The 12,250-nt window shown below is 70.1% G+C and carries 14 protein-coding genes; 9 read left to right on the forward strand and 5 right to left on the reverse strand.

What is annotated here, in order from left to right:
• The first annotated feature begins 3 nt into the window (after nucleotides 1–3).
• The 6 genes from AC2DFQ_RS15235 to AC2DFQ_RS15260 are packed head-to-tail and all read left to right on the forward strand — an operon-like array spanning nucleotide 4 to nucleotide 5,042.
• Nucleotides 4–231, forward strand: coding sequence for an exodeoxyribonuclease VII small subunit (locus tag AC2DFQ_RS15235; protein ID WP_484508799.1), 228 nt, complete (start codon nucleotides 4–6; stop codon nucleotides 229–231).
• Nucleotides 231–860 (forward strand): DUF4245 family protein, encoded by a 630-nt coding sequence (locus tag AC2DFQ_RS15240; protein ID WP_484534474.1) that lies wholly within the window; start codon nucleotides 231–233, stop codon nucleotides 858–860. Before AC2DFQ_RS15235 ends, AC2DFQ_RS15240 begins: the two co-directional genes overlap by 1 nt.
• 35 nt (nucleotides 861–895) lie before the next feature.
• Nucleotides 896–1,507 (forward strand): carbonic anhydrase, encoded by a 612-nt coding sequence (locus AC2DFQ_RS15245; protein ID WP_484534564.1) that lies wholly within the window; start codon nucleotides 896–898, stop codon nucleotides 1,505–1,507.
• A gap of 34 nt (nucleotides 1,508–1,541) precedes the next feature.
• Nucleotides 1,542–2,936, forward strand: a complete 1,395-nt coding sequence (locus AC2DFQ_RS15250) for a class II fumarate hydratase (RefSeq protein WP_484534475.1) — start codon at nucleotides 1,542–1,544, stop codon at nucleotides 2,934–2,936.
• 25 nt (nucleotides 2,937–2,961) lie between these two features.
• Nucleotides 2,962–4,389: a sensor histidine kinase gene (locus tag AC2DFQ_RS15255; protein ID WP_484534476.1), complete on the forward strand. Its 1,428-nt coding sequence runs from the start codon at nucleotides 2,962–2,964 to the stop codon at nucleotides 4,387–4,389.
• Entirely contained in the window at nucleotides 4,386–5,042 is a 657-nt protein-coding gene (locus AC2DFQ_RS15260; protein WP_484508795.1) for a response regulator transcription factor, read from the forward strand. The genes AC2DFQ_RS15255 and AC2DFQ_RS15260 overlap by 4 nt, the downstream gene beginning before the upstream one ends.
• A gap of 202 nt (nucleotides 5,043–5,244) precedes the next feature.
• On the opposite strand, the gene phoH2 is transcribed toward AC2DFQ_RS15260, so the two are convergent.
• Both phoH2 and AC2DFQ_RS15270 read right to left on the reverse strand, forming a co-directional pair.
• Entirely contained in the window at nucleotides 5,245–6,549 is a 1,305-nt protein-coding gene (gene phoH2 / locus AC2DFQ_RS15265) for an RNA 5'-3' helicase PhoH2 (protein ID WP_484509980.1), read from the reverse strand.
• A gap of 277 nt (nucleotides 6,550–6,826) precedes the next feature.
• Entirely contained in the window at nucleotides 6,827–7,612 is a 786-nt protein-coding gene (locus tag AC2DFQ_RS15270) for an isoprenyl transferase (protein ID WP_484534477.1), read from the reverse strand.
• 68 nt (nucleotides 7,613–7,680) lie between these two features.
• Between AC2DFQ_RS15270 and trhA the strand changes: the two genes are divergently transcribed.
• Nucleotides 7,681–8,421, forward strand: a complete 741-nt coding sequence (trhA, locus tag AC2DFQ_RS15275; RefSeq protein ID WP_484534478.1) for a PAQR family membrane homeostasis protein TrhA — start codon at nucleotides 7,681–7,683, stop codon at nucleotides 8,419–8,421.
• 3 nt (nucleotides 8,422–8,424) lie between these two features.
• Here the strand turns inward: trhA and AC2DFQ_RS15280 are convergent, their stop codons facing one another.
• On the reverse strand, nucleotides 8,425–8,709 hold the full coding sequence (locus AC2DFQ_RS15280; protein WP_484508792.1) for a hypothetical protein: 285 nt from the start codon (nucleotides 8,707–8,709) through the stop codon (nucleotides 8,425–8,427).
• Between the two features lie 64 nt (nucleotides 8,710–8,773).
• On the opposite strand from AC2DFQ_RS15280, the gene AC2DFQ_RS15285 reads away from it, so the two are divergent.
• A complete protein-coding gene (locus AC2DFQ_RS15285) occupies nucleotides 8,774–9,169 on the forward strand; it encodes a DUF4307 domain-containing protein (RefSeq protein WP_484508791.1) in 396 nt (131 codons plus the stop codon).
• Between the two features lie 93 nt (nucleotides 9,170–9,262).
• A complete protein-coding gene (gene greA, locus AC2DFQ_RS15290) occupies nucleotides 9,263–9,754 on the forward strand; it encodes a transcription elongation factor GreA (protein WP_484534479.1) in 492 nt (163 codons plus the stop codon).
• A gap of 3 nt (nucleotides 9,755–9,757) precedes the next feature.
• Here greA and ilvA read toward each other — a convergent pair whose 3' ends face one another.
• Entirely contained in the window at nucleotides 9,758–11,014 is a 1,257-nt protein-coding gene (gene ilvA / locus AC2DFQ_RS15295) for a threonine ammonia-lyase (protein WP_484534480.1), read from the reverse strand.
• A complete protein-coding gene (locus AC2DFQ_RS15300; RefSeq protein WP_484534481.1) occupies nucleotides 11,011–12,231 on the reverse strand; it encodes an AI-2E family transporter in 1,221 nt (406 codons plus the stop codon). The genes ilvA and AC2DFQ_RS15300 overlap by 4 nt, the downstream gene beginning before the upstream one ends.
• Between the last annotated feature and the right edge of the window lie 19 nt (nucleotides 12,232–12,250).

The following is a 12,250-nucleotide window of genomic DNA, read 5'->3' on the forward strand; positions in this document are numbered from 1 at the left end:
GGTATGACCGCGTCGCACTCCGGCACCGCCGATGTCGCGACTCTGTCGTTCGAACAGGCGCGTGACGAACTCGTGCGCGTCGTCGCCGAACTGGAACAGGGCGCGCCCACGCTCGAGGAGTCACTGGCGCTGTGGGAGCGCGGTGAAGCACTCGCCGCCCGGTGCGAGGAGTGGCTGCTGGGCGCCAAGCGCCGCCTGGACGCCGCCCGCTCGGACGCCGCGGAGTCGTGATGGCACGCGTCGTGGCCGAGCTCGGGCGTCCCGAGACCCCGGATGAGACCGCCGCCCGCAAGGCGGCGTCGTCCCAGGCGTACCGGTCCAGCAAGACCTTCCGCAATCTGCTGACCGCTCTCGTGGTGATCCTCGTCGTGGTCGCCGTGGTGGTGTTCGGCGTGCCGCGCGGCGAACCGGCCGAGCGACCGCCGATCGACGTGGCCGCCGAGGCCGCCGCGCTCAGCGACAACCTCCAGCGTCCCGTGCTCATCCCCGAGGTGCCCGAGGGCTGGCGGGTGAACGGCGCGTCGCTCGAGAGCGGCGCCGTCGACGCGTGGACCGTCGTGTACGCCCCCGACGACACCGCCGGGTTCCTCCGCGTGGCGCAGGGGTTCGACGCGGACGAGGCGTGGCCGGCGGAGATCCTCGCCGGGAGCCGCCCCGACGGCAGCGTGAGGATCGACGGCATCGTGTGGGACGAGTACACCGTCTCCGACCCCTCTCGCGCGGCCAACGTCTCGTACGCCCTGGCCACCGACGCCGGACCCGACCTCGTCATGGTCTACGGGTCCGCCTCCCGCGATGCCGCGGTCACCGTCGCCGAGGCCCTCGCGCCGAAGATCCTCGACCTGCGAGCAACGTCGTGAGCGCCCACCCCACCCCCCGAGCCGTGTGGGACGAGATGAGGCAAGGCAACGCCCGCTTCGTCTCCGGTCAGCCGCGCCATCCTCGTCAGGACGTCGAACGCCGTCACGAGCTCGCCGGCGGACAGCGCCCCCGCGCGGCCCTGTTCGGATGCTCCGACTCCCGCCTTGCCGCCGAGATCATCTTCGACGAAGGGCTCGGCGACCTGTTCGTCGTGCGCAACGCCGGTCAGATCATCTCCGACTCGGTCGTGGGGAGCCTCGAATACGCCGTCGCGGTGCTCGAGGTGCCGCTGATCGTCGTGCTCGCGCACGACGCCTGCGGCGCCGTGGGTGCCGCGATCGAGAGCGTCCAGCCCGATGCCCCCCTTCTTCCGCCGCTGATCTGGCGCCAGATCGCCTCGATCGTGCCTGCGGTGCGACGCGTGCAGCGCGCCGACCCCACCGCCACCCCCGACACCATCGACCCCGAGCAGGTCGGACGCGTGCACCTGCGAGACACCGTCACGCAGCTGCTGCACGCCTCCGAGCTGATCAGCGAGGCGGTCGCGGAGGGCCGACTGGCCGTCGTGGGCGCCAACTATCGGCTCGCGGAGGGGACCGCCGCCCCCGTCGTGATCCTGGGTGACGCGGGCGACCCGCTGCCCTGACATCCACCACCATCGGCAACAGGAGGACGACGACGTGACCGACACCGAGTACCGCATCGAGCACGACACCATGGGTGAGGTGCGGGTGCCGAAGGACGCCCTGTACGCCGCGCAGACCCAGCGTGCAGTGGAGAACTTCCCCATCTCCGGCGATGCCCTCGACCCGGCGCAGATCGTCGCCCTGGCACGCATCAAGAAGGCGGCGGCCCTCGCCAACAAGGAGCTCGGCACCCTCGACGGCGGCATCGCCGACGCCATCGCCCGCTCGGCCGACCGCATCATCGCCGGCGAGTTCGCCGACCAGTTCCCCATCGACGTGTACCAGACCGGCAGCGGCACGTCCTCGAACATGAACATGAACGAGGTGCTCGCCACTCTCGCCACCGGCGACCTGGGCTCCCCCGTCCACCCCAACGACCACGTCAACGCCTCGCAGTCGTCCAACGACGTCTTCCCCACCTCGGTCCACATCGCCGCGACCCAGGCGCTCATCGACGACCTCATCCCGTCCCTCGACCACCTCGCCGTGGCTTTCGAGGAGAAGGCGGACGCGTGGAAGGACGTCGTCAAGTCCGGCCGCACGCACCTGATGGATGCCACGCCGGTCACGCTCGGCCAGGAGTTCGGCGGGTACGCGCGCCAGATGCGGCTGGGCATCGAGCGGGTGCAGTCCGTGATCCCCCGCGTGGCGGAGGTGCCGCTGGGCGGTACCGCTGTCGGCACCGGGATCAACACGCCGGTCGGGTTTCCCCAGAAGGTCATCGAGCTCATCGTCTCCGAGACCGAACTGCCGATCACCGAGGCGGAAGACCACTTCGAAGCCCAGGCGAACCGCGACGGCCTGGTCGAAGCATCCGGAGCACTCCGCACCATCGCGGTGTCTCTCACCAAGATCAACAACGACCTGCGGTGGATGGGATCCGGTCCCAACACGGGCCTGGGTGAACTCCACATCCCCGATCTGCAGCCCGGATCCTCGATCATGCCGGGCAAGGTCAACCCGGTCGTTCCCGAAGCCACGCTCATGGTGTGCGCGCGGGTCATCGGCAACGACGCCACGATCGGCTGGGCCGGCGCGTCGGGCGCGTTCGAGCTGAACGTCGCGATCCCCGTCATGGGCACCGCGCTCCTGGAATCCATCCGTCTGCTGTCCAACGCGATGCGGGTGCTCGCCGACAAGACGATCGCGGGCCTGGAGGCCAACGTCGAGCGCGCGGCCGCGTACGCGGGCATGTCGCCCTCGATCGTGACACCGCTGAACAAGCTCATCGGCTACGAGGCGGCGGCCAAGATCGCGAAGCACTCGGTCGCAAGGGGGATCACCGTCCGCGAGTCCGTGATCGACCTCGGCTACGTCGAACGCGGGGAGCTCACCGAGGCCCAGCTGGACGAGAAGCTCGACCTGCTCTCGATGACGCACCCCGGCTGACGCGCTCTCACGTCATAATCGAAGCGTGAGCCGCACGCCGAGGATGGCCTCGGCGCGCGCGCGGATCCTGGGGGCAGTCCTCGCCGTCGCGTGCGCCGGGCTCGTCGTGGTGGGCGGAATCACGTTCGTGGTGCTGCGGAGCCAGGTGATACAGAACGCCGACGCGCAGCTGCAGGGCTTCGCCACGGCGCTCGCGGCCGAGGAGATGACCGACCGCGAGTCCGTGCTCACGGCCGTTCGCAACCTCGTGCCCGCCCGCACCGACGGCACGATCGCCGTGGCCGATGGCACGGTGCTCGCCTCCGCGTCCACCTCGGCCGGACTCGACCTCGCCGACGACGAGGACTTCGTCCGCGCGGTGAGTGCGCAGGCTCCGGCCGATGCCACGTTCGACACCGTGCAGAGCGACCTGGGGCTGCTCCGCTACGTGGCCGTCCCCGAGGGTGACGTCGTGGTCGCCCACGCCGTGCTGCTGGACGCGCGCATGCAGCTGGTGGCCACCGGCATCCTCACCTACATGCTTGCCGGGATCGGGATGCTGATGGCCATGGCCATCGTCGGCTGGTTCGTGATCGGCCGGCTGTTCTCGCCGCTGCGGGACCTCCGGGCGACGGCGGATGCGGTGACCATCGACGACTTCGGCACACGGCTGCCCGCCGAGGGGAACGACGAGATCTCCGACCTGACTCGCACGGTCAATTCGATGCTCGATCGCATCGAAGGGTCCGTCGACGTGCAGCGGCAACTCCTGGACGACGTACGCCACGAACTGAAGACGCCGATCACCATCGTCCGCGGGCACCTGGAGACGATGGACGTCCGCGACCCGGTCGACGTCGCCACCACGCGCGACATCGGCATCTCGGAACTCGACCGCATGACACGTCTCGTGGACGACATCGATCTGCTGGCCGCCGTCGAGGACGGGGCGTTGACGATGAGCGTGGTCGACGTCGACGCGCTCACCGCCCACGTGGGAGAACTCGTGACCGGGATCCCGGGGCACCAGTGGCGCGTCGAGACCCGCGGGTACGGTCGCGTGGAGGGCGATTACGACCGGCTCCTGCAGGCCTGGCTGCAGCTGGCCGACAACGCGGCCAAGTACACGCCCGAGGGGACGCTGATCGAGATCGGCAGCGCCGTGGACGACGACGGCGCGCGCCTGTGGGTGCGCGATCACGGACCCGGGATCCCGCCGGCGTCGCGTCACCGCATCTTCCGTCGCTTCCACCGTGCGGAGGGGCGGCGGACGGTCGGCGGATCGGGACTGGGGCTCGCGATCGTGGACGCGATCGTGAAGGCGCACGACGGGCACTGCTCCGTCACCGACACCGCGGGCGGCGGCGCCACCTTCACCATCCACATCCCGCCCGGACGCGGACGCGCGCCGGCGGATCTCCCGGCTCCCGTGCGCGCCGGCGACGTCGTTCAGCAGCGGGAGGCCTCCGGATGACGCTCATCCTCATCGCCGAAGACGAAGGCCGCATCTCGGCATTCGTGAGCCGAGGACTCGAATCCGCCGGCTACCTCACCGCCGTCGTCGAAGACGGCGCGGAAGCCCTCGAGGTGGCCCTGTCGGGCGAGGCGGATCTGATGCTGCTGGACATCGGGCTGCCGTCGATGGACGGCTTCGAGGTGCTCCGCCACCTCCGCGGCCAGGGCTCCACCCTTCCGGTCATCATGCTCACCGCCCGCTCCAGCACGCGCGACACGGTGGACGGGCTGGATGCCGGCGCCAACGATTACATCGCGAAACCGTTCAAGTTCGACGAGCTCCTCGCGCGGGTGCGCTCACGACTTCGCGAGACCGTCCAGACCAGCACGATCGCCGTGGTGCACGGGGACGTCAGCCTCGACGTGCTGGCGCGGCGGGCGACCGTCGCGGGGCGCGAGGTCGATCTCAGCGCGCGGGAGTTCGCCCTTGCCGAGCAGTTCCTCCGCCATCCCGGCCAGGTGCTCAGCCGCGAGCAGCTTCTGAGCCGGGTGTGGGGGCTGGACTTCGACCCCGGTTCCAACGTGGTCGACGTGTACGTGCGCTATCTCCGCGGCAAGTTCGGGCACGAGCGGATCAGCACCGTGCGCGGAGCGGGCTACCGCTGGGAGTGAGATCCCACGAGAGAGCCCCCGGCGCTGGGGGACGCCGGGGGCTGGAATGCCCGGAGTTTGGGGGAAAGTCCGGACGTGTTTCTCGTGGGTGTCCGCCTGGGGGGCGGACCGGGGTTCCCTCGCGATGACTACATCATCCGTCAGGTTCGTGAGAACGGGCGGAACCGCACGTGAGACTGCTCTCATGTGCGGTTCCCCCGGCTCACGAGAGCTCGCCGGCCTCCAGGAGGTCGGTCACCAGCGCGGCGATGGCGGAACGCTCCGACCGTGTGAGAGTCACGTGGCCGAAGAGTCCGTGGCCTTTGAGGGTCTCGATGACCGAGGCGATGCCGTCGTGCCGCCCCACCCGGAGGTTGTCCCGCTGACCCACGTCGTGGGTGAGCACGACACGCGAATTCTGTCCGATCCGGCTGAGCACGGTGAGAAGGACGTTCCGTTCGAGTGACTGCGCCTCATCCACGATCACGAATGCGTCGTGCAACGACCGCCCACGGATGTGGGTGAGGGGAAGAACCTCGAGGAGCCCCCGGGCGAGAACCTCCTCCAGGACGTTCGGCGAGACGACCGAGCCGAGCGTGTCGAAGACCGCCTGACCCCAGGGGTTCATCTTCTCGGCGGCGTCCCCGGGCAGGTAGCCGAGCTCCTGACCGCCCACGGCGAACAGCGGGCGGAAGACGATGATCTTGCGCTGCTGCTGGCGCTCCAGCACCGCCTCCAGTCCTGCGCAGAGCGCGATCGCCGACTTGCCCGTGCCCGCGCGGCCCCCGAGCGACACGATGCCCACGTCGGGGTCGAGCAGCAGGTCGATCGCGATCCTCTGCTCGGCCGAACGGCCGTGCAGACCGAACACGTCGCGGTCGCCGCGCACGAGCTTGTACGCGCCCTCCCCGGTGACCCGCCCGAGCGCCGATCCGCGCTCGGAGTGGATGATGAGCCCCGTGTTCACCGGCAGCCCCACCACGGCGGGGCTGGAAGCCACCTCCGACTCGTACAGGTCGCTCATCTCGTCGCCCCCCACGTCGAGGTCGGCGATACCGGTCCATCCGGAGTCCACCGCCTGCTCGGCGAGGTACTCCTCCGCATGCAGCCCGAGGGAGGCGGCCTTGACGCGCATCGGCATGTCCTTGGACACCACCGTGACCTCGGTGCCGCCCTGGGCGAGGTGCATCGCGACGGCCAGGATGCGGGTGTCGTTGTCGCCGAGCCGCATGCCGGAGGGGAGCACCGCGGGATCGGTGTTGTTGAGCTCCACCCGGAGCGTCCCGTCGGCGCCGACGGGCACGGGGAAGTCGAGTCGGCCGTGCTCGATGCGCAGCCCGTCGAGGTGGCGCAGGGCCTGCCGGGCGAAGTAGCCCAGTTCGGGGTCGTGGCGCTTGGCCTCGAGTTCGGTGATCACCACGACGGGGATCACGACGGAGTGCTCGGCGAAGCGGAAGAACGCGCGCGGATCGCTCAGCAGGACCGAGGTGTCCAGGACATACGTGCGGAGCTCCTGCTCCGTCGACAGGTCGCCACCGGCGACGTTGTCTTCGGAGACGGAGTCCTCGGAGACGGAGTCCTCAGCGATCGAGCGACGTGGCTTCAGTGATGCTCGTGCGGTCACAACCCACTCCCGACCCGGGTGCTGCACCCGGCAGTCTCGAGTCGACCAGTGGTTGCGAGTCGCGATCCTGAAGGCCGACCCGACCGGGCTCCTTGCCCGATGCGATCACCGTACGACCGGCGGCGGAACCGCCCCGTCTCCGACACACCCGCAGATGTGTCGGGGAGGTGAATTCGGCGTTTCAGCCGCCGTAGCGGCGGTCGCGATCGGCGTAGTCGCGGATGGCACGCAGGAAATCGACCTCGCGCAGATCCGGGCCGAGTGCCTCGACGAAGTAGAACTCGCTGTGCGCGCTCTGCCACAGCAGGAAATCGCTCAGGCGCTGCTCCCCGGAGGTGCGGATCACGAGGTCGGGGTCGGCCTGCCCGCCGGTGTACAGGTGCTCCCCGATCTGCTCGGGGGTGAGGCTCGCCGCGAGCTCCTCCAGCGAGCCGCCCTCCCGATCGTGCTGGCCGATGATGCTGCGCACCGCATCGACGATCTCGCCCCGCCCGCCGTAGCCGACGGCCAGGTTCACATGCAGGCCGGTGTGCTCGCGTGTGCGCTCCTGCGCATCGGCGAGCACGCGGGCAAGCTCCGGCGGCAGGATCTCGGCGCGTCCGACGTGCTGCACACGCCAGTTGCGCTCGTGGGAGAGCTCCTCGGCGAGTTCGGCGATGATCTCGATGAGGTCGGCCAGCTCCCGCGAGTCCCGCTTGTTCACGTTGTCGGTGGAGAGCAGGTACAGCGAGACCACCTGGATGCCGAGGTCATCGCACCAGCGGAGGAACTCGCGCATCTTCGCCGCGCCGGCACGGTGGCCGTGCGCAGCGGTCTCGTACCCCAGCTGGCGTGCCCAGCGACGGTTGCCGTCGATCATCATCGCGACGTGATGCGGAACGGTCTCCGGCTGCAGACGCCGGCGGAGGCGGCTGATGTAGAGCCGATAGAGCGGCCCTCTGCCCTGGTTGCTGCGGCCGCCGGTCACGCGCTCTACGCTACCGCGCGCACCTGAACGTGCCGGTACGGGCATGCACCGACCCGTAGGCTTTGGGTGTGAGCCATCGCACGCCTTCCGCCGCCGAGGATTCCGAGGGCGCGCACCTTCCGGAGCTGCCGCTGATCGAAGCCGGCGCGGTGGGCGCGCAGAGCGAGATCAAGCCGACCTGGCGTGGCTGGATCCACGCGGCGACCTTCCCGATCGCCGTCGTCGCGGGCATCGTGCTGATCGCTCTGGCCCAGGGCGCCCCGGCGAAGTGGGCCTCGGCGGTGTTCATGGTCACCTCGATGATGCTGTTCGGCAGTTCGGCCCTGTACCACCGGTTCGACTGGAAGCCGAGGACGCGGGCGATCCTCAAGCGGATCGACCATGCGAACATCCTGCTGCTCATCGCCGGCACGTATACGCCGCTGGCCGTGCTCGCGCTCCCCACCGACAAGGCGATCATCCTGCTCGGGGTCGTGTGGGGCGGGGCGATCCTGGGGATCTTCTTCCGGATCTTCTGGCTCAACGCCCCGCGCTGGCTGTACGTCGCCCTGTATCTCGCGCTCGGCTGGGCCGCCGTGATGTACCTGTTCGACCTCTTCGCGGCCAACGCCGCCATGATGACCCTGGTGCTGGTCGGCGGGCTGCTCTACACGGGAGGCGCGATCGTGTACGCGCTGAAGCGCCCGAACCCGTGGCCCGGACACTTCGGCTTCCACGAGATCTTCCACGTGTGCACGGTGCTGGCGTTCCTGTGCCACTGGACGGCGAGCCTGCTCATCGCGCTGCATCCCGCCTATCACGCCGGCTGACGGTCACCGCCGGGTGGGGTCTTCCCGCGGATCGATGTCCTGATCGTCGACGGTGCTCGCCTCCGAGGCGGCACGGGCCTGTTCCTCGGCGTCCAGTTCGGCGGCGACCTCCTCGCGGTAGCGCCCGCGTCGGATGCGGCGGAGCATGTCGAGGATGAGCAGCACCACCGCCAGCGTCAGCAGGGCGATCACGAGGAATCCCATGGGTCCGGGGGTCACCAGCTCGGCCGGCGGCGCCGACGGCGTCGGCGACGGTGTGGCCGCGGCGGCGATGATCGCGTCGTACATGGGTCCTCGTTCCGCGCCGGAGCGCATAGCCTGGAGTGACCAGCCTAGAACGCGCCGGAGAACGATGACCACGCAACACATGCTCGACGAGCGATATGGCGTGCGGCGATCCCGGCGGCGCCGGATCGTCGGCTGGGTGGTGGTCGGAGTGCTCGCCTCGGCGCTGGTGATCTGGCTCGGCGGGACGACGGTGGCGCGCACGCTGGCTTCCGCCGACGTGACCGGGACCGCCTACGACGTGGTGGACGAGCGCACCGTCACCGTGACGTTCCAGGTCTCCGCGCCCCCCGGTTCGGCCGTGGCGTGCGCCCTGGAGGCCCAGGACGAGGAGCACGGGATCGTCGGCTGGCGCATCGTGGAGTACCCGGCGACCGAGGAGCGCGGCCGCGCCTTCACCGAGACGATCCCGACCGTGGCGCTGGCCACGACGGGTTTGGTGAACAGCTGCTGGGTCACGTAGTCTATGGGCACCATGACGCCCCGGCTGACGCCGGGGCGTTTCCATATCCCCGGGCCCGCAGACGCCGGCCCACTCGAGGCGAAGGAGAGCGACGTGTCCAGCGACGCACCTGAGACGTTCCTCACGCAGGAGGCCTACGATCGGCTCGTCACCGAGCTCGAACGCCTCTCCACCACCGGCCGGGAGGAGATCGCCAAGCGCATCGAGTCCGCGCGAGAAGAGGGCGACCTCAAGGAGAACGGCGGCTATCACGCCGCCAAGGACGAGCAGGGCAAGCAGGAGGCGCGCATCCGCACGCTCCAGCACCTGCTGAAGAACGCGAAGGTCGGCACGGCTCCCGAGAGCACCGGCATCGTGGAGCCCGGCACGATCGTGACCGCCCTCGTCGCCGGCGGCGAGGAGCGCTTCCTCCTCGGCAACCGTGAAATCGCCGTCGACTCCGAGCTCGACGTCTACAGCGAGGCATCTCCTCTGGGCGCGGCGATCATCGGTCTGCGCGAGGGTGACAAGGGCGCGTACACGGCGCCGAACGGGCGCGAGATCCCCGTCGAGGTCGTGAAGGTCGAGACCTACTCGGGTCAGTGACGCTCAGTCGGCGACGATCGTCGGCAAGAAGCCGGCAGCTTCCAGGGTCGCCATCACGACAGCCTGGTGCTCGGCACCCCGCGTCTCGACGCTCAGTTGCAGGATCACCTCGCTGATCTGCAGGCCCTGGCCGTGCCGGGTGTGCAGCACCTCGATGACGTTGGCTCCGGCCTCCGCCAGGAGTTCTGACACGCGGGCGAGCTGACCGGGCCGGTCGGGAAGCGGGATGCGGAGAGTCATGTACCGCCCGGATGCCGCGAGCCCGTGCGCGACGACGCGCTGCAGGAGCAGCGGGTCGATGTTTCCTCCGGAGAGGATGGTGACGGTCGGTCCTGCCGCGGGCACCTTTCCGGCGAGGATCGCGGCGACTCCGACCGCTCCCGCAGGTTCCACGACCTGCTTCGCCCGCTCCAGCAGCACGAGGAGCGCCCGGGCGATGTCGTCCTCCGTCACGGTGACGACCTCGTCGACGTACTCCTGGATGAGCGCGAAGGGGAGGTCGCCCGGGCGCGCCACGGCGATGCCGTCGGCGATCGTCGGCCGGGTGTCCACCTCCAGGGGCCGCCCCGCCTTCAGAGACGACGGGTACGCGGCCGAGTTCGCCGCCTGCACACCGACCACCCGGATCGTCCGACCCGCGGCTGCGGCGCGCATCTTCGCCGCGGCGGCGACGCCGGCTGCCAGCCCTCCCCCGCCGATCCCCACGACCACGGTGCCCAGGTCCGGCATCCCGTCGATCAGCTCAAGGCCGAGCGTGCCCTGCCCGAGCACGATATCGGGGTGGTCGAAGGGGTGGATGAGCACCGCGCCGGTGCGCTGCGCGTACTCGGCCGCCAGCCGGAGCGGAGTCTCCACGGTCGCGCCCTCGAGGATGACCTCGGCCCCGTAGCCCCGCGTGGCCAGGAGTTTGGGAACGGGCACGCCCAGCGGCATGAAGATCGTCGCGCGGATCCCCAGCTGCTGTGCCGCGAGGGCGACGCCCTGCGCGTGGTTGCCGGCCGACGCCGCGACGACGCCGCGGGCGCGCTCCTCGGCGGTGAGCCGCGAGAGGCGGTAGGTCGCCCCGCGGATCTTGAAGGAGCCGGTGCGCTGCAGGTTCTCCAGCTTCAGGTGCACCGGGACGCCCAGCACTTCGCTGAGGTGCTGGGATTCGTCCTGGGGCGTGCGGACGATGATCCCCTGGAGGGCGTTCGCGGCGTCTTCGAAGCCGGCGAGGGTGGGCAGGGCCATCGACGCGGACGTGGATGCGGACGTGGTCATGCGGTGCTCCCCCGGCGCCTGGGGACGGTGCGCCACATCAGGTCGGCCGCCGGCGGAGGCGCTCCCGAGTCCCAGGCGCGTCTGCTGAGGTACACGGCCACGACGTTCACGAATGCCGCCAGCGGGACGGCGAACAGGGCCCCCGGGATGCCGCCCACCATGGCTCCCCCGGCGACGACCATCACGACGGCCAGGGGGTGCACCTTCACGGCAGACCCCATGAGGAGCGGCTGAAGCACGTGGCTCTCGAGCTGCTGGACTCCCAGCACGACCACCAGCATCCAGAAGGCGATCCACGGGCCGTTGTAGACGAGCGCGATGAAGATCGCCACGGCGCCGGTGACCACGGCGCCCACGAACGGCACGAAGGCGCCGAGGAAGACCAGCACGCCGATCGGGATGGCCAGGGGGACGCCGAGGAAGAAGGCGCCCAGCCCGATGCCGACGGCATCGATGGTGGCCACCAGCAGCTGCGTGCGGGCGTAGGTGACCACGGTGGTCCACCCCGCGCGGCCGGCTCCGTCCACGGCGGGACGGGCGGCGCGGGGGAACAACCGCGTGGTCCATCGCCAGATCCCGCCGCCGTCGGCGAGGATGCACAACAGGATGAAGAGCGTCAGGAGCAACCCCGTGACCACGTGGCCCACGGTGCTGCCGATCGCCAGTGCCCCCGACAGCAGCAGCTCGGCCTGCTCCTGGGCGAAGCCGACGGCCTGCTCCAGAGCGTCGTCGATCTGCTGCGGCGTGAGGTCCATCGGCCCGTCGATGAGGTATTGCCGCAGCTGGGCGACCGCGTCCACGGTGCGATCGCGCACCTCACCCCATTCGCGGGTGATCTGCCACACCGCCAGCCACATCAGCCCGGTCACGATCGAGAGCGTCCCGATCACCGAGATGACGATCGCCAGCCACCGCGGCCACCGATGGCGGAGCATCCACGACATCGCCGGCGACAGGAGCGCGGAGACGAGGATGGCGATGAGCAGCGGGATGACCAGGAGCTTCAGCTGGATGACGAGCCAGATCGCCACCGCAGCGGCCGCGGCCAGCACCAGAAGCCGCCAGGCGTAGGCCGTCGCGACCTGGAGCGCGCGGGGAACCGTGGTCTCGGTCACCTCGGTCACCTCGGTCACCTCGGACACCTCGGGGGGCGTCGGCGGCCGGCGTCGCAGCGCATCGAAGAAGGAGCCGCGCTCTTCGGGTCCGGGGCCGCTCATTCCGCCAGTCTAGGCGCCG

The organism is Microbacterium sp. Z11_20, from assembly GCF_057197605.1.

Coding starts and splice junctions, on each gene's coding strand:
- AC2DFQ_RS15285 (WP_484508791.1), top strand. CDS start 8,774: ATGACCACGCAACACATGCTCGACGAGCGATATGGCGTGCGGCGATCC.
- AC2DFQ_RS15240 (WP_484534474.1), top strand. CDS start 231: ATGGCACGCGTCGTGGCCGAGCTCGGGCGTCCCGAGACCCCGGATGAG.
- AC2DFQ_RS15245 (WP_484534564.1), top strand. CDS start 896: ATGAGGCAAGGCAACGCCCGCTTCGTCTCCGGTCAGCCGCGCCATCCT.
- AC2DFQ_RS15260 (WP_484508795.1), top strand. CDS start 4,386: ATGACGCTCATCCTCATCGCCGAAGACGAAGGCCGCATCTCGGCATTC.
- ilvA (WP_484534480.1), bottom strand. CDS start 11,014: ATGACCACGTCCGCATCCACGTCCGCGTCGATGGCCCTGCCCACCCTC.
- AC2DFQ_RS15235 (WP_484508799.1), top strand. CDS start 4: ATGACCGCGTCGCACTCCGGCACCGCCGATGTCGCGACTCTGTCGTTC.
- AC2DFQ_RS15300 (WP_484534481.1), bottom strand. CDS start 12,231: ATGAGCGGCCCCGGACCCGAAGAGCGCGGCTCCTTCTTCGATGCGCTG.
- AC2DFQ_RS15280 (WP_484508792.1), bottom strand. CDS start 8,709: ATGTACGACGCGATCATCGCCGCCGCGGCCACACCGTCGCCGACGCCG.